13 protein-coding genes are annotated in these 17732 nt (G+C 29.6%); 10 read left to right on the top strand and 3 right to left on the bottom strand.

The features are described from left to right. Positions 1-937: 937 nt before the first annotated feature. Positions 938-1816: an IS982 family transposase gene (locus EB819_RS07735; RefSeq protein ID WP_069797575.1), complete on the bottom strand. Its 879-nt coding sequence runs from the start codon at positions 1814-1816 to the stop codon at positions 938-940. A gap of 70 nt (positions 1817-1886) precedes the next feature. Here EB819_RS07735 and EB819_RS07730 point away from each other — a divergent pair, with 70 nt between their 5' ends. Both EB819_RS07730 and EB819_RS07725 read left to right on the top strand, forming a co-directional pair. Continuing rightward, on the top strand, positions 1887-3782 hold the full coding sequence (locus tag EB819_RS07730) for an AAA family ATPase (RefSeq protein WP_124878716.1): 1896 nt from the start codon (positions 1887-1889) through the stop codon (positions 3780-3782). Between the two features lie 99 nt (positions 3783-3881). Further along, a complete protein-coding gene (locus tag EB819_RS07725) occupies positions 3882-5573 on the top strand; it encodes a hypothetical protein (RefSeq protein ID WP_069798799.1) in 1692 nt (563 codons plus the stop codon). A 439-nt stretch (positions 5574-6012) separates the two neighbouring features. Here EB819_RS07725 and EB819_RS07720 read toward each other — a convergent pair whose 3' ends face one another. Further along, positions 6013-6255, bottom strand: coding sequence for a helix-turn-helix transcriptional regulator (locus EB819_RS07720; RefSeq protein ID WP_069798795.1), 243 nt, complete (start codon positions 6253-6255; stop codon positions 6013-6015). Between the two features lie 57 nt (positions 6256-6312). Between EB819_RS07720 and EB819_RS07715 the strand changes: the two genes are divergently transcribed. The 8 genes from EB819_RS07715 (at position 6313) to EB819_RS07680 (ending at position 16617) form a co-directional block, all read left to right on the top strand. Continuing rightward, positions 6313-7953 carry a phospholipase D-like domain-containing protein gene (locus EB819_RS07715; RefSeq protein WP_069798793.1) on the top strand — a complete coding sequence of 547 codons (1641 nt, stop codon included), beginning with the start codon at positions 6313-6315 and terminating at the stop codon, positions 7951-7953. Between the two features lie 260 nt (positions 7954-8213). Then, entirely contained in the window at positions 8214-9407 is a 1194-nt protein-coding gene (locus EB819_RS07710) for a hypothetical protein (protein WP_069798791.1), read from the top strand. Between the two features lie 6 nt (positions 9408-9413). Continuing rightward, positions 9414-10511, top strand: coding sequence for a hypothetical protein (locus EB819_RS07705; RefSeq protein ID WP_069798789.1), 1098 nt, complete (start codon positions 9414-9416; stop codon positions 10509-10511). After that, entirely contained in the window at positions 10504-12318 is a 1815-nt protein-coding gene (locus EB819_RS07700; protein ID WP_069798787.1) for a metallophosphoesterase, read from the top strand. Before EB819_RS07705 ends, EB819_RS07700 begins: the two co-directional genes overlap by 8 nt. 362 nt (positions 12319-12680) lie before the next feature. Further along, positions 12681-13193, top strand: coding sequence for a hypothetical protein (locus tag EB819_RS07695; protein ID WP_069798785.1), 513 nt, complete (start codon positions 12681-12683; stop codon positions 13191-13193). A 246-nt stretch (positions 13194-13439) separates the two neighbouring features. After that, positions 13440-14633 carry an SIR2 family protein gene (locus EB819_RS07690; RefSeq protein WP_069798783.1) on the top strand — a complete coding sequence of 398 codons (1194 nt, stop codon included), beginning with the start codon at positions 13440-13442 and terminating at the stop codon, positions 14631-14633. Then, the gene (locus EB819_RS07685; RefSeq protein ID WP_069798781.1) at positions 14630-16399 is read left to right on the top strand and encodes an ATP-binding protein; all 1770 of its coding nucleotides are present in this window, start codon (positions 14630-14632) and stop codon (positions 16397-16399) included. The genes EB819_RS07690 and EB819_RS07685 overlap by 4 nt, the downstream gene beginning before the upstream one ends. A gap of 2 nt (positions 16400-16401) precedes the next feature. Next, on the top strand, positions 16402-16617 hold the full coding sequence (locus tag EB819_RS07680; RefSeq protein ID WP_069798779.1) for a KTSC domain-containing protein: 216 nt from the start codon (positions 16402-16404) through the stop codon (positions 16615-16617). Positions 16618-17372: 755 nt separating this feature from the next. Here the strand turns inward: EB819_RS07680 and EB819_RS07675 are convergent. Next, a complete protein-coding gene (locus tag EB819_RS07675) occupies positions 17373-17669 on the bottom strand; it encodes a hypothetical protein (RefSeq protein ID WP_069798777.1) in 297 nt (98 codons plus the stop codon). Positions 17670-17732 lie beyond the last annotated feature (63 nt).

Raw genomic sequence — 17732 nt, 5'->3', positions numbered from 1 at the left:
CTAACTATTCGCATTCATTGTGATTGGAAAATGGTAAGAGTCAATGAAAACCAAACGAAGTTCTATCATATAAAATCCAAAATCGGTATTGAAAGGTAAAATTAACTTTCGGCAATGAATCCTATTTACTGCCAAAACTTAACAAATATTTCATTCGCAAAATACTACACATTGCGTAGTAAATCGAAAATGAAATATCTTCTATTATGTCCCAAATCTGGTCAAGAATTGGGATATAATAAAGAGATATAACTTTGGCAAAATCATATTATTTTGCCAAAATTATAGGTGTTAAAGATATTTTATTATATCCCTCGATGTCTCGGTTTCTAATCTCTGCTCCTTAAAATAACTCTCCAAAGCACAAAACTTCTGAGTAATTTAATCCCAACTTTCTCGTAAAACAAAAAATCCCTCCATTGTCATCCTGAGCGGAGTCGAAGGAAGGCTCAGGGAAAAGGATTTTTCATAACTCCATCACCTCATCCCTCCATTACATCATAACTTTAACTGATGGCTGAGCCCGTCGAAGCCCCATCTTAAAAAATTACAACTTCCCATAATTTTATTTCATTCCTTTTATTATATTTGTAATGAACTAATAATCATAAAACTAATATGGAAATATTCCCAACACTCTCATGTTAATTTCCTTGATATAGCCAAAGAAGTCTACGTTCAGCCCTTGACTTCAATTCCTTGTGCTAATAAAAATGATGCAATAGTAAAATTTACACTATCCGAAATCCAAAAACAAATAGTAACTAGTCAATACGAACTCTATCTACCAAGTCAAAAACAATTATTAGAGGAGTTAAATAAAGAGTTGGAGAGTTTTGAGGGGAAGGAAGAGTAAAATAAGAAAATATAATTGGAAAAGATAAACTTTATAAGCAATATGATATTAAAAAAATACAAAGTAGAACCTATTGTGCATTTAGCACAAATTAATTTTTAATTTGTTCAAACTTCTCTTAAATACGAAGAAATTTAGGTATTGAATCATCGTAAAAGAAGTTATTTTCGATACTATTCTTGTTGCTAAACCTTGAAATGTTTTTGCAAAGTTGGTGTTGATTGTGAACTGTCCGCACAATTGCGAGATATTGGTCTCAATACGTTTTCTGATTTTAGATTTTGTTCTTGAAAACTCCACAAAATTATGCTGGTTCTTGCGCATTGGGACTGAAAGATTTATCCTAGAATAGTTGAATAAATCCATTTGAATTTCTTTGCTGATATATCCTCTATCTCCTATTAACAGGCAATTCTGAAAATTTTCTTTAATGTCATTAAGGTAATTAACATCATGAACGTTTGCAGGTGAAAAATCGAAAGAATGAAAGATTCCATTCTTGTCGCAAACTGCATGAAGTTTATAACCAAAATATCTTGACTTCTGTGCAGCACAATATCCAAAAGAAGGTTTAATTTCATCTGTTGCGCAGATTGCCGAGCGATTTGCTCTACTAATTTTGCATATTTCAATTGGCGTTGAATCTACAATAAATACATCGGTAAAATCCGAAAAATTGTTGCTTAAAGTTTCTCTGATCTTTTCAATGTAAGGTAAAAGTTTTCTCTTTCTTTTATTATAGACACTTCTTTCAATTTTTCCGTCCAAATCGGTTCCTGAAATACATCTAAACAGCTGTAATTCAGAGTTAATTGACATGTATTCCGCAGTAACATTAAGTGCCACAAGTTCCAAATCAGACATTTTTGGAAGCCTAATTTGCTTGGTTGTAGTTATATGTTTACAAGTATTTGTCAATTCTTTTAAAATAATATTGTAATTTTGAATGAGATTGTTCATATATTTAATGACTTGGTAATCAACTAAATATACGATTTTTTAATCAAATGGACAATCTTTTTCTTTCTTAATTCCTAAATGCACAACAGGTAAAGTAGAAAATTTTCGGTCCATTCTTGATAGCGGGTGGATTGAATGCGATAATGTGACAACGTTAGTAGGAATTAACGAAGCAGGAAAGTCTAACTTACTTTTAGCTTTATGGAAGATAAATCCAGCACGAGAGGGAAATATTGACATTTTACACGATATGCCGGTTTCTAAACTAAGTACTTATCGAAAAACTCCTGAAGAAGTGAAATTTATTACGGCAGAATTTGAGCTTGAGGAAGAATCTATAAAGAATATTGAAACTGAAGTTGGATGTAGCTTACAAGGAGATAAATTAATAACTGTTACGCGTTTTTATGATGGGAGTTACACATTTGAATTTCCAAGTGGAAAACCACAATCAACGAAAACAGAAAAAGTAGCCAAAGAAGTTGAGGATGGCGAAGAACCAATAGAAGAAGATGTTATTGTACCACTTAAAGATGTCGATTTAGAGAAAGCTATTCTTGCAGAACTACCATCATTTGTTTATTATTCAAATTATGGAAATTTATCGTCAAAGATATATCTTCCAAATGTAATTAAGTGGTTAGACGGGAAATCTGTGGATGGTATAGATATAAACGAAGAACAAGTTAGGACATTAAGAGTGCTTTTTGAATTTGTGAAATTAGATCCAAAAGAAATTTTGGAACTAGGACAAGACCCAAAAGAAATGGCAATGCTTAGAAATGGTAGAAACGGAAATTCACAACCGACAGCAGAGGAAATTAGACAAGCCGAAAATGATAAAGAGGAAAGAAGTATTCTTTTGCAATCAGCCTCAGGTGATTTAACGAAGAAGTTTAGAGAATGGTGGAAACAGGGAGAATATAAATTTAGATTTGAAGCAGATGGCGACTATTTTCGTATTTGGGTATCTGATAGCATTAGAACTGACGAAGTAGCATTAGAACTTCGTAGTACAGGGCTTCAATGGTTTATCAGTTTTTACTTAATCTTTCTAGTTGAAAGCCAAGAACAACACAAAGGGGCAATTTTATTGCTTGATGAAGCAGGACTAACTTTACACCCTTTAGCACAAAAAGATCTTGCTGTATTTTTTGATAATTTATCACAAGGCAATCAGATAATTAATACAACACATTCTCCATTTATTGTTGATACTTCTAATATAGACAGATGCAGGGTAGTTTTTATGGATAAGGATGGCTATACAGTTGCTTCAAGTAATTTAAGGCAAGGTAGTGATGCTCTGAACGAAAAATCTATATATGCAGTTCACGCAGCTTTAGGATTAAGTGTCTCAGATGTTTTATTACAAGGTTGCCAAGCTATTGTAGTTGAGGGGCCATCCGACCAATTTTATCTTAATGCAATTAAAGGATTTTTGATTAGAGAAAAACTGATTGCTCCAGAACAAGAAATTGTATTTGTCCCATCAGGTGGTGTAAAAGGTGTCCCAGGTGTTGTTAGTATGATTTCGAGTAAAGCAGATGATATACCTTTTTTGATTATCGATTCTGATAAGAGTGGTGAAGATGCGAAGAAAAAATTATTATCGGGTTTGTACCAAGGATTGGAAAATAGAATACTTGATGTTAAAGAGTTTACCGAAATTGAAAAATCAGAAGTGGAAGATTTGATTCCGTTTTCATTGATAAAGAAAGGTGTTGACAGGCTTTTCAATTCTTTAGATGAAGTAGATTTTGAAGATAATTACAATAAAAAAATTCCTGTAGTGTCTCAAATCGAAACATTTGCTAAGGCTAATGGAATCGTATTGGAAAAGTGTTGGAAAGTTGGGATATCAATGACTGCAAAAGCTCAATTGAAAAACAAAAAATCCGATGATATACCGAAAGAATATGTAGACAAATGGACTAAACTTTTTAATGCTTTTTTATCTGCATAAATATTATCACTTTTTTTAATTAATGATAAAGGAGATATTCATACAAATAACTCCTTTTCATTTACACAGATGTAGCCTGAAAAAGCTAATGAGAAATATATGAAGGATATTGAAAACAAAATAAACGAACTTCAAGATTTAGTATCTCAATATGATACCGAAAGCTTTGCAGGATCTTTAGCTTTTTTTATTAAAAAAAATATTGACCCTGCAGCTGATATAGGAATAAATAGATTTGGTTCTAAACTTAAAGATTTTCTATACTTAATTTCATTGAATGCATTTTCTGACAAAAAAGGAAAGGAAAAGTTTGAGTTTCCATTTGATGGATTACATCTAATTGCAGATAAACTTGATGAGATAAAAAAAAATATTTACCCACAAGATTTAAATAATTATACTAAAGAATCCGTAATTCACGAAATGGCTGTTAGGAATCATTTTGATAATGGTGTGCTAAGCTATGTTGAACAGGATTTAGAGAAATTAAGAAGGGTGTTTTCTCCTTTTGATGAAAAGATAACTTCAGATTTTGGGTTTGATATTGATTTTCTTATTGAAGCTTGTAAAGAGATTGAATTAATTTCTTTAATTCGTGGGAAGCAAACTATGGAGTTTATGTTTACTAAAGAATTTGCAGATTTTAATGATAGAATTCAAGGTGGCAAAATGAGTGTCTCTGCTTCATATGATTTAATGCCAAAGAAAATTCAAGATGCATTAGATTCATTTAATTATAAAACATATGCATATTTAATATTTTCAGCATCTGATTTGTATCATAGGCTTGATGCTGAAAAAGTTGATAAACTTCTAAAATTAGTTTCAATAGTGCCAGTATCTGACAATTCTATAAGATATTATACTGCTGAAAGTATATTTGAAAAGACACCGTTTTTGAAACTTTCTAATGGTAATTATTTAAGCTTATATGGTAAACAATTACCTATTGCTATTTATAAAATTCTTTATACACATCTATTTAATGATAATAATACCAATGTTAAATTAAGGAAGCACAGAGAAAAAACTTTAGAAAATAAGGTTAGTGACATGTTTAAATCTTTCTTTGCCAGTAAACATTCCAATTTTTTTGAGAATTATTATGTAATTGATAATTACGAGCAAGATTTTTTAATCATATATAAGGGAAATGCTATTATTATAGAAGTTAAAGCTTCAAAACTACGTGAGCCTTTTAGGGACGTAGATAAGGCTATTGACAGATTGAAATCAGATTTTGAAAATTCTATTCAATATGGCTTTGATCAATGTAAAAGAGTAGAGGATTTCTTTTATTCTGATGAAGTTTTTCATTTGAAAAATTATCGTAAAAAAGTACTACAAGCTATTAATCCTTCTGAAATCAATAATGTATTTTCAATTGTTGTAACATTAGAAAGATTTGGCTGTATACAAACTGATTTAGGTTTATTGTTAGAGAAGGAAGACGATATAGATTATCCTTGGTCGGTTTATATTGATGATTTAGAAGTATTTTTAAAAACGTTACAATTAAAATCGAAAAATCATATCAATAATTTTTTTGACTTTTTAGATTGTAGAAGACAAATGCACGATAGAATGTATTCGATTGATGAACTTGATGTTTGTGCTTGCTATTTACAAAATCCATCCAACTTTAAAAAATTAGCTGAAGCTGAAGATATCCATTTAACCTTTTCTCCATATGAACAAGGTGATTTTGATAAACTTTATTGGTTAGGCAAATTAAAATTTAATGAAAAAGCACTTCCAGATGATTATTATAAGTTTGGTTTGAAAAATTAAACTTATAATTTCCCCGCTTCTCCTTAACAAGAAAAAAAGCGGATTTAGTTAGTTTTCTATCGCCTAGAACAACTGCAAAAATATTTTCTATTGAATTCAAACTTTTTTTTTCAATTTTCTCCCCTCCTTTAGGAGGGGCTGGTGGAGGCATAAAAAAACCACCCATGACCGGGTGGCAAAAACTAATAACCATGATAACCTAAAGAAACAGTTATCGTATGGCACAAATATATATGTATATATCAGAAATTATCTAAAAATTACAATAGAAAAATTACAATACCCATCATTTACTTTGTCAATGATATTTTCAGTTGTTGAAGTCATTTAAACCCACAAAAAAACCACTCAAAAAATGAGTGGTAACCATGAGCAAAAGCTCACAATTTTTTCCCTATTTGTCGAAGAACTTCAAAGTTATAAATTATTTCTTTAAAACTCAATTTTCAACCTTACAAATTGCCACACCCAATTGAAATATCGTTTTCACACCAAACTTCTTTTTAAGTCCCATAATGACTTTCTCTACCGCAGATTGTGAATTAATATTAAACCTTTCATTATTTCTAAAATATTCAGCTATTTCAGCCTGTTGTTGACCCTTTTTCAACAAGGCGATTATTTTCTTTTCCGTTGAGGTAAGTTCCACCATATTTTCATTTTTCAAAGTAAAAATAACCATTTTATTTCATATCATGGCCAAAGGAAATATTGTTTAAATTTGTAGAAATAGCAGTATATGAACAAAACATTTACCAACTTATTTTTTGCAACCGCATTATTCAGTGTGAGCACTTACGCTCAGACGATTCAAGAATCAGATTACACCTTACATTACAAGGACAATAAAATAGAAGTAACCTTCAATAAAGACGTTTCTCTCAAAGCTTTTGATGGCAAAACTCAAACCCAAAAGAGAATTGCACAGGCAACGAACCAAAACACATTTGTGTTAGACAGCCTCAATCCTGCACAGGTTATCAAACTGGAATATACCTTTAATGACGATACTTCCAGAACTGCAAAAGCCAATTACATTGTAGCCAAATCAGCATCTAGTGGAGTGATGAATGTCTATTTCAATCATACCGTAAACAATACCTTGGCACAATATCAAAATGCTGTAAACTTGGCAGACCAACTGGATAACAAACTGATTGATTACATCAACGCTTGTCAAAGCACCCTAGATATTGCCATTTACAACAGTTACTCTCCAGATAGTTCTACTGGAATTGCAGGGGCAATCAACAGTGCGTATGCTCGTGGGGTAAAAGTAAGAGTAATCTATGACGGCAGCACTTCTAGTGTGATGATTCCTTTGCTCAATCCTGCCATTCCAAAATTACCTAGTCCTACAACGTCTGACTATGGTATTATGCACAATAAATTTGTCATTTTCGATGCCGACAGCTCAGACCCGAATACCCCTTGGGTGTGGACGGGTTCTACCAACTGGACTGCCGTTCAAATTGATGGTCCCGATAAAAACAATGCCATTGCTATTCAAGACCAAGCCTTAGCACAAGCTTATAAAATCGAGTTCGAAGAAATGTGGGGCTCAAATTCCCTCACACCAAATACCACCCTTTCTAAATTCGGACCATATAAAACAGACAATACCCCTCACAATTTTGTGATTGGGGGCAAAGTAGTCAATGCCTATTTCAGCCCTTCTGATGGGGTGACAGCCAAAATTGTGAATGTCATCAACTCAGCCAATACAGATATAGAAATTGCAGATATGCTCATCACTAGAGACGACATCCGCGATGCTTTAATCAATAAATACAATTCAGGTTTATCAACCATCAATGCAGTTTTCGATAGTCAAAACCCAACAGGAAATGATTTTGCAGCTTTACAGACTGCTATCGGAACAACAAAAGTGGTAAAATATTCAGGAGCTGGAATTCTCCACCATAAATTTATGTTGGTAGACAATTACAATGCCGGTTCAGACCCTCAAGTCTTGACAGGTTCTCACAACTGGTCCACTTCTGCAGAAACCAGAAATGATGAAAATACCCTTATCATTCACGATAAAATTGTAACCGACCAATATTTCCAAGCATTCGCTTACCTCTACAATTTCGCAGGGGGTGTTCTCAATGCCACAGAATTTGCACAGCAGAATCATCAACTCATTGCATATCCAAACCCAACAGCCGATATCGCTTACATCAAATCAGACAGTCGTACTGCCAACCAAAGTGGCTCATATACCGTTTTCAACGTAGCAGGAAACAAAGTCGTAGAGAAACATTTTACCCAACTGAAAGATGCTCCTATAGACCTTACAGCATATCCAAAAGGATTATACTTCATCAACCTAAAAATCGGAGACAAAACCTACCAGACAAAACTCCTCAAAAAATAACATTCAAATCTATCTCTACAGAGATAGATTTTTTTTGAATTTAATTCGATTTAATTCAGAATTAAAACATTAGCCTTTAGAGTTTAATTTTTTTTAATTAAATTTGTTTTAAACTAATAAACATAAACTCAAATACCGAACTCAAACAAATGCTCACAATCACTGACAAGCAAATATTTAATTGATTATACAGTATTATAAATGTAATTTGTTAATTTGAGTGTTATGTTCGATTATTAAAAATCAGTTATATAGAATCAATGATACCAATTTTAGACGATGGAGTTAATTTCACACCTTTAGTTTTTTATACTGAATTTTTACCAAAATTAGCTGAATTCTATAGGGGTAATAAGACCGATGAGATTAAGTTTCTACTTTTTCAGAAAGGAGATACTGATATTTTTAATTCAACTTACAGAATTGATCCAATATCAACCCCTTTATTACTAAGTATAATAGAGCAATTAAGTAAATTCCATAAGAAACCTTTAGAGCTTTATTTGAATAATAATCATGCTACAATTAAAGTTTTAGAATTTTTATATCTAGAGGGATTTTTTAGAATAGCAAAAGAAAATGATATTCTTATTTATAATTCAAATTATCTTGGTGCATTTCTAGGAAACGAAATACGTAAAGAACATATAATTAGAGCTTATAGGAAAAAGGATTTTCCTAATATAGATTTTAAACAATCAAATGAAATTTTACTAAGAGATAAAGTAAATTCAATTGTATCTTACAATGTACAAACTCATTTTCATGACCTATTATACGATAATGAAAATACAGTCAAAAATCACAATGAATATATTAATATACTTTCAGAATTAATTACTAATGGTGTAATACATTCTCAATCTACAACATATGCCATGATGTTTGTAGATAAATATCAGACGAAATTCTCAATTTCTGATAATGGTATTGGATTTAAAAATTCTTTATCGAAAAAACAAAATTTCCCTTTTTATTATGAAAAAAATGAGCTTGAAAATTCTATTAAGTTAGAATTAAATAGTACCTTAAATAAGTATTTTGTTGAAAATTTAATAGAAATTTTTGAAATTCTATATTTTTCTTCATTAAAGGAAAGAAAAGGACTATTTGATTTGATGTTAAATGTGGTACTTAAGAGTAATGGATACTTTAGGTTACACACAAATAATTGTCAAATAATTATATCTAATAGAATTTTCAAATACATAACTTCTCTAAATGAACTACGTGATAAAATATTGGAAATACACAATTTATATGAATTAGGTAAACTCACAAAAAGTGAATATGAAAAAACAATATTGAATTCTAAAAGTATATTAACAGAGCATTTTGTAAAGGTAATTAAAGCAATAGTTAAGTATTACTCCGAAGAAACTAAATTCTCATCTATTAGATTTTACAACGTAAAATTTAAAGGAGTTCACATTGAAGTTGAAATTCCAAACTAGTAAACTATGATAATTTCAAAATTAAATGCAGAAAACTTCATTTATTATAATTTACATAGTGAAGAAGTTATTACATCAAATTTCATTGAAGAGAATAATAATGGTATATTTTGTGATAGATTACAATCCATAACAATTGAGAGAGTCATTGATGATATTGAAAAGAGTGGTAAGGTTCAGTTGAATATAGCATTTGACTTAAAGCACATTGAAGGAGAACAACCTAACATAAACAGATACTTTACTCAACTTAAAAAGGAAGGGTTTAAAATTGCGTTATTAAACATCACAGAAGAATTGATTGTGAAATTTGGATTTGATTCAATGAATAATTCAAATAATGTTAGAACAGATATTTTGTTCTTTGATAAGGGAACTTTAAAACCTCGAAAAAAGACTGGTTTCAAAAAATTTTATCTTTTTGAGGATTCGTCAATTAATTTTTTTGAGGATGGTTTTAAAATAGATGGATTGTTTGAAAAAGAGTTTATTAAAGAATTAAAACCTTATATAGAAAAACATGGTGAACCTCATACATCGTCTTATGTTTATTTAGATTCATATATTAATATTAAGAAATTTATCTCTGAACAGAAAGCTCTTTGTATCTACTCAATTTATAAATTGTCTCTAAAAATACTTAAAGAATGGAGAGAAAATGGGCCTATTCCTTTTTATGGTGAAGGTAATTTGCAAGAATATAATCCTCCAATTTTGGTTTGTCAGAGCTTAAATAGTTCATATATCACTTCAATATTGTCGAATCTTTTGAAACTGGACATTTTAATTCTTGATAAAATTGGCCCGATAAATCGTATTTATAATTCATTAAATAAGAATATTATAGAAAATAGAAATTATATTGTCGTTTCCGATTTAGTTTGTTTAGGTACAGAAGTTAAAATTGTAAAGAATATAATCGAATTCTTAGGAGGAAAATATTTAGGAAACGTTTCACTTATTAAAACAGAAACTTTAAAAAAGAAAGACATTAATAGAAGAGATGCGACAATTGCCATTTTTTCTATTGATAGAGACAATAATGAAGAATTAGGATATTATATATCTACTAATTTAAAGTCTAAAAAAGAAGATAATGAATGATATAATTATACATATTTCTGATTTACATATTTCTGATCAAAGTAGGACATTTGGATATGCAAATTCAGATACATATTTGACTTGTAATCCTAGCACTCAAAATTTAAGTTTTATTAATCAATTTCTCGATAAAATAAAAGCTTATACATGTAGAAATAAATATTTAGTCATTACAGGAGACATTACCAATATTGCTGAACAAATTGAATTTGAAGAAGGAGAAAGAATTATCTCTCATATATTAACAGAGTTAGAAATTGATTCTGATAGATTATTATTAATTCCTGGTGATCATGATGCTCATAGAGATTCTATAAAAGAAGAACTTAGAAAAGATAATGCTACAGATTCACTTGAATTTTTAAATAAAATAAAATTTAAAAATTTTAATAATTTTTACAAAAAATTTAAAAAAATAGATTTTGAATTTGACAAAATAATTTTTGACACTATTACTATTGGGAATATCGTTTTGTTAGCTCTCAATTCAAATTATAAAGTTAATCAAAATGGTGGCCATGGTTATATACCAATAGATATTTTAGAGGAAGAATTAAAAGAAATCAAAAAAACTTTTCCTTACGAAGAATTAATATTATGTTTTCATCACAATCTTGAAGGAGAGCATGAAGATTCCCATTTTGGACAGTGGGAAAAAGAAAATAAAAAGGATCTAATTGCTCTTTTTGAAAGATTCAATATTAAATGTATCTTAAATGGTAATGAGCATACACATAATTCTAAAAATCTTGCAAATAGAGAAGGTATTATAATAAGTGATAGTGGTGTATTTAGTAGTAAAAACTCTATTGATGCTTCTTTCAAAATTTATGAAATTATTGATTCTAATAATTGTTTATCATTATTAAATAATATTTATGTATTGCATAAAGTAAATGGTAATACTGAATCAAATTTCGGAAATTGGATTAAAATTAATTCTGAAGAAATAAAAGGCTTAGAAAAAAATTCATTTGAATTTCGAAAATTGGAAAATCTTATTTCTGTAAACCCCATTGACCAGCTTCCTGAAAATGATGAAATTGAAACTACTGTTTCTAACTTAGTTTATCAGAAAAGTACAGCTCTTGTAAAATATGAAAACAAGGATATTCAAAATAAACTATACAATATTATCAAGGAAAAAAAATTATTCCATCAAGGTCATTTTCATTGGAGTGAAACTTCGCGTGCTCATAATTGGATTGATACAGCAAAGCTTTTAGAGAATAAGGAAGATTTGTATTTCATCAAAAATTCGATAATTGATGTCTTAGAGAAAATGAATTTAGTTAAAAATACAGATTTAATAATCGGTTTAGGATACGAAGGTAATATTATATCTAGTAAAACATCAATAAAATATTCTATTCCCTATACCTACCTTCCATATTCATATAGGTGGGAAGACCATAATGATTTTGAAAACAAACTAAATTTTGATAATTCCAAAGGTAAATATAGACAAGTTTTATTAATTACAGACGTTGTAAACGATGGTAGAACTATTAGAAAATTAGTGGGTAAAGAAACTAGAGAAAAAAAGTTTTTCGAGAGGGTTGAAAAAATAATTGTTGTATCATTATTTTACACTGGTCATAAAGATGTAAATATTAACATACTAAATTTTGACAACTTAGAAGAAAAAGACAAAATCGGTGATGAAATAGTTAATAATATTGAATTTTATACTATAAAACAGCTTAGAATTGAGAAATGCCCTTATGGAGATGATTATAAAGAAAAGTGCTTTATAATGTACGATAATTTACATTGTGTACATAAATTTTATTCTGAAAAATTATAAATACACCTAATTAGGGTTTTATAAAATGGTGGGTTATGTATAAAAACCCCCGTGGTAGTGGTTTTCTAATCCATACCTTTCCGTAACTCTTATCATTTATTTTGATTAAATTTGTTAGATAATAATAATTAGAAACTCTAAATAGTACTATAAACTAATAAATCATAATAAATAATGGTTTAATGTTTCTATATTATGTCCAGGTATAATTTTGTTTTATCTGTAATATTAAAAATATGAGTGCAAAAAGAATTATTCAAATTGCAAAAGATTTAAAAATCTCTCCTGAATCAATTTTAGATTTTTTAATAAAAGAAAATTATACAGGCTTAACATTATATTCTAGTATCAATTAAGACCAAATGAATTCTATTGTGAGGGAATTTGAAAAATATATAATTACAGAAAAATCTGATTTTATTTCAAATCATAATATAGCTCTAACTCTTAATGAATATTATGATATTAAAATAAAAATAGAGCGAGAAAAATTTGAATTATTTAAAGAAAAGAAAGTATTTTTAAATAATGAAATTAACAGATTACAAAATTTACTATCAGATGACATTGAAATACAGAATTTAATTAATGAAAGGAAATACAAACTATATGAACTAGAGAATCAGAATAAATATTTAAAATACAAATATGGATCAGAAAATGAATTAATGAATGATGAAGTGTTTTCTGATGATTTTTCTAATGAATATTTATTTGAATCAAATGACGAAGAATATGATTTTACAGATGAAAATCATGAGCATAAACTAAATTATAGCTCTAGAGAATGGGATAACTATACAGATGATAATCCATGGTTGGGTGTTTTTGGTCCTGGTGATGAAGCAGAGACAGCATATTGGAATTGTGATTGAAAATCATAAATAAGTCCCGATGGCGGGTTTTCTAATCCGTGACTTTCCAATCATATCATTTATTTTCATTAAATTTGTTAGAAACTAATTAACATATACTCAAAATTATATACAATTAAATACTTATAATTATTAATAAATGAATAATTTATTAGTGATTAGTATTTTATATTTCCATTTTGTATATTTAAAAGTTGAACGCAAGCCTAAAGAACTACCCTAAACCAAATTAACAATTCGAATGAAATGGAAAAAATAAACTTAATAAGAGAAGTAAGAGAACTGAAAACACATTTATCCTATTCCAAAAACATAGGATTCTTTTTTGGTGCAGGGACTTCTTGTGCATTAAAAATTCCAAACGTTGAACAATTGACAAAAGGGATTGAAGCGGAACTAAAAGACGAGAATAAAGCCAACTTTATTGCAATTAAGGAAGACTTAAAAACAATCATAACAGACCGCAATGTCAATATTGAAGATATCCTTAATCATATTAGAAGAATTAGAGAAATTACGGGAGAAGTCAAGACTAAAAGTTATCAAGGTGTCACAGGAGATTCTGCAAAAACCTTAGATGTTGAAATTTGTAAGATAATTTATCAAATCATTGCCGCAAAAGAATCGGTTGCAGATATAAGTCAAACAAAAAAGTTCTTTGCTTGGCTAAGTATGCTTAATAGAGATTTTTCAAAAGAAATATTCACAACAAATTATGACCTAATAATTGAGAAATCTTTGGAAGCAAGCCAAATACCATACTTTGACGGGTTTGTTGGCTCATATGAACCATTCTTTTGGCAAGAAAGTATTGACCAATTTGTCTCCAGAAATGACCTGACTCAAAATTGGATTAGACTTTGGAAAATTCACGGCTCATTGAGTTGGTTTTGGAAAATTGACCCAGCAACAAAAGCACAAAAAATCATACGACAAGGAAAAATTGAAAAAATAGAAGATGAAAAGAATGAATTAGTAATTTATCCTTCAAAAGAAAAATACGATTCATCAAAGAAACAACCCTTCATAGCATATTTCGACAGACTGAAAAACTATTTGCTTAGTGGAGAACTTCTTTTCATTTTTTCAGGATATTCATTCTCCGACCAACATATCAACGAAATAATTTTCAATTGTTTACGACAAAATAATAGACTAACTGCATTGGTTTTCTTTTTCCAAGATGCTGAAGTAGAGAATTTACACAAACTAACATCTTCATATATGAATCTCATAGTCTTTGGACCAACAAAGGCTATTGTAAACGGCAATTTGGGAGAATGGCAATATTCAGCGGACGATTTAAAGCCAAATGAAAAATCAGAAACGTATTGGAATTCTGAAACCAATAAATTCAAACTTAGTGACTTCAATGAACTTGTAAACTTTCTTGTTTCCAATTCAGGAAAAAGAGAAGCAATAGAAAACATTACGAAATGAAAACCGAGATAACATATTTAGGCCACATTATAAGGGTTGACTCAGGAACAATTGAAGTTGAAGTTTCAAACGAAATACCTTCAGCAGCACCAATAATAAATGGTCGCCTTTATAAAATTGGACAAATCGGAACATTTGTAAAAATTCCGATAGGCAATATTACTATTTATGGTATTGTTTCATCAGTAAGTAATACACCAAGCAAAACAGATGAAACACTTCTAAAATATAGTTTTGGCTCAAGGTTCTTAACCGTTCAACTTGTTGGTGAAAAAGTTGGAGAAGATGATTTTGAAAAAGGTATTGGGACATATCCAACAATCAATGATGAGGTTCACATAGTTATTGAAAAAGACCTGTTTGATATTTATGGTAAAAAAGATGCTGGCTCTATTGAAATCGGCAAACACTCATCTTCTGAAAACTTAAGCGTTTATGCTGATTTACACAGATTAATTTTGAGACACTGTGCAATTTTGGGTTCAACAGGTAGTGGTAAGTCTAATACAACAGTTAGTATTCTCAAATCAATTTTGAATGGCTATAAAGGTTCAAGAATTATTCTTGTTGACCCTCACGGAGAATATTCTTCGGCTTTTCCTGAAGCCAAAGTTCTAAAAATTAATGATCCAGTCAATCCATTATTCATTCCTTTTTGGTTAATGTCCTTTGACGAACTTGCATACTTTTTGGTAGGTGCAAAACCGACAGATGACCAAAAACCAGATTATCGTTTATTTAGAGAATTAGTCACAAATCTCAAAAAGGAAAATTGCAATCTAAAATCGGGTACAGTTAATCCTGACTTTGTTACAAGCGATTCACCAATTCCCTTCAGTGCGAGAAAACTATGGTATGAAATGAATTGGTGGTTAAATGCAAGTTTTAATACAACAAAAAAAGATGAACAAATTTTAGACACAACAATCAAGGAAGATGACGGTGATGCTGAAAATCTAATTGGTGCAAAATTTACTTCGCATCTTTCAACTAACAACAACACACCGCCTTATAAATCTCAGCACCAAGAATTTTACTCTTACGAGAAGAAAATTTTATCAAGGCTTAAAGATTCAAGATTTGATTTCCTTTTTAATCCAGGAGAATTTAAAGATGCCGATTCTAATAAAGATTTACATCATCTATTGAATGAATGGATTGGAAGCGACAATAAACTCTCAATTTTAGATTTAAGTGGAGTTCCTTTTGAAGTTCTTGATATTACAGTTGGACTAATAACAAGATTTGTTTATGATAGTATGTTTTGGGGTCGGAATGAACCATATACAGGGAAAAACAGACCACTACTTTTAGCATATGAAGAAGCTCACAACTATCTGAACAAAAATGAAAATAACAGTTATTCAAAAACTGCAGTTGAAAGAGTATTCAAAGAAGGAAGAAAGTTTGGTTTAGGGGCGTTAGTGATTTCACAAAGACCTTCAGAAATTTCAGAGACAATACTTGCCCAAGTAGGAACTTTCATTGCATTAAGATTAACTAATTCAGGTGACCAATCAATAGTTAAATCTTCAGCACCCGATAACTTAAATAGTTTAATTGATTTACTTCCTTCATTAAGGACAGGAGAAGCAATAATAGTTGGAGAAGCATTAAAAATTCCCTCAAGAGTAAGACTTAAACTAAATGTCCCGAGACCAACAAGTGATGATCCAAAACTTGTTGAAAAATGGCAACAAGAACACCCGACTAATGAAGAAAATTATAAAACCGTAGTTACGAGAATAAGACAACAAAAATTTTAAATATGGACAGACAATATATAGAATCATCAATGATAGCGAGTATTGGGTTTGACCCTAATACTTCGACACTTGAAATAGAATTCAAAAAAAATGGTGCAGTATGGCAGTATTATGACTTTCCTGAAAGCACCTATTATGAGTTTATTGGAAGTGTTTCAGTAGGAAAATTCTTCTTGGCTCACATTAAAGGACAATACTCAGAAAACCAAGTTGGATGACGAAAAAACAGAAGGCCAGTGCCGAAAAGGTCTATCTGTTGCCCCACTCCCAATTTTCAAAATAATATTCAAAAATCTTAAAAATCGAACCTCTTTTATAACAATTTAAAGGAGGTTGCTGTTTTGTTAAGGTCTATAATTGTGAAATTCAGAGTCCTTAAAATTGAGTTCTTTTGCTTGTAAATTATGGTTGTTATAATAGTAAAGTTTCTCACCTGTTCTTGACATAGAGTTTGGACTAAAATTAATGGCTTTTTGATGGTATATCACAAAGATTACGATAGTTTTTTTAAGATGTACGTTAAGCAATTAATTATTTTTTCACTTTCAAATAACATCAATTTTTAAAACTTCACTACTTATAACTTTTGTACTAGCCTCGTTCATGGTTTGTTTAATAATAACTTAAATTATTTAATTTATTTGTGTTAGTAATTTTATTATTTCAGAAATGTTACCTTTGTCAATTGTTCTTTTATTGCTATTGCTCACATCTCAGTTTTCTTAAACTTAGATAATTTTCCTTATTTTTACAAAAAACTAAATCATGAATACATTAAAAATTTACAGCTTTGTCTCTTCAGTTATTGTAATTGGCCTTTCGATATGGATTTATTTTCTTTTAAAAGATTTAAAAGAAACAAATGAAGTATTAGAACAATGTTCTGAACGATATTATATGGAAATTAATAAATAGATTAGATTTGTTATAAAATATAGAATTATTAATTGATAGAGATTAAATTCTGATCAAATTAATCTGGAATATTTATACCTTTTTCATCTTCAAATTCTTTGAAGAATTTTTCTAAAGAATATCTTTCATGTCTTAATATGTTATAGATTGTTGACAAAGGAATATTATAACCCTCAGGAAGTTTTATTTTTGAAATAGTTGATGATGTTATTCCACAAAGTTTGGCATATTCATTTTGTGAAATGATTTTTCCATTTTGATCATGATATTCTCTTAGAAATTTACTTTCAATAAAGTTACACAAGTGTTTATTAACGAGTGAATTTTTTTTATTTAAAATTTCCTTGCCTTCCATTTTTAAACAAATCTTTATCAAATGAAAAGATTTAAATAAAAAATACTGTTCGCTAAAGCGAAT

The sequence above is a fragment of the Cloacibacterium normanense genome, assembly GCF_003860565.1.
In the GTDB taxonomy this organism is placed as follows: Bacteria; Bacteroidota; Bacteroidia; order Flavobacteriales; family Weeksellaceae; genus Cloacibacterium; species Cloacibacterium normanense.
The sequence above is the reverse complement of the archived record's forward strand: the minus strand, read 5'-3'. Positions and strand labels throughout refer to the sequence as shown.

What these genes read in the sequence shown, in the direction of transcription:
- EB819_RS07675 (WP_069798777.1), bottom strand. Translation starts at nt 17,669, where the DNA reads ATGGAAGGCAAGGAAATTTTAAATAAAAAAAATTCACTCGTTAATAAA.
- EB819_RS07735 (WP_069797575.1), bottom strand. Translation starts at nt 1,816, where the DNA reads ATGAACAATCTCATTCAAAATTACAATATTATTTTAAAAGAATTGACA.
- EB819_RS07725 (WP_069798799.1), top strand. Translation starts at nt 3,882, where the DNA reads ATGAAGGATATTGAAAACAAAATAAACGAACTTCAAGATTTAGTATCT.
- EB819_RS07720 (WP_069798795.1), bottom strand. Translation starts at nt 6,255, where the DNA reads ATGGTTATTTTTACTTTGAAAAATGAAAATATGGTGGAACTTACCTCA.
- EB819_RS07685 (WP_069798781.1), top strand. Translation starts at nt 14,630, where the DNA reads ATGAAAACCGAGATAACATATTTAGGCCACATTATAAGGGTTGACTCA.
- EB819_RS07705 (WP_069798789.1), top strand. Translation starts at nt 9,414, where the DNA reads ATGATAATTTCAAAATTAAATGCAGAAAACTTCATTTATTATAATTTA.
- EB819_RS07680 (WP_069798779.1), top strand. Translation starts at nt 16,402, where the DNA reads ATGGACAGACAATATATAGAATCATCAATGATAGCGAGTATTGGGTTT.
- EB819_RS07715 (WP_069798793.1), top strand. Translation starts at nt 6,313, where the DNA reads ATGAACAAAACATTTACCAACTTATTTTTTGCAACCGCATTATTCAGT.
- EB819_RS07710 (WP_069798791.1), top strand. Translation starts at nt 8,214, where the DNA reads ATGATACCAATTTTAGACGATGGAGTTAATTTCACACCTTTAGTTTTT.
- EB819_RS07700 (WP_069798787.1), top strand. Translation starts at nt 10,504, where the DNA reads ATGAATGATATAATTATACATATTTCTGATTTACATATTTCTGATCAA.
- EB819_RS07695 (WP_069798785.1), top strand. Translation starts at nt 12,681, where the DNA reads ATGAATTCTATTGTGAGGGAATTTGAAAAATATATAATTACAGAAAAA.
- EB819_RS07690 (WP_069798783.1), top strand. Translation starts at nt 13,440, where the DNA reads ATGGAAAAAATAAACTTAATAAGAGAAGTAAGAGAACTGAAAACACAT.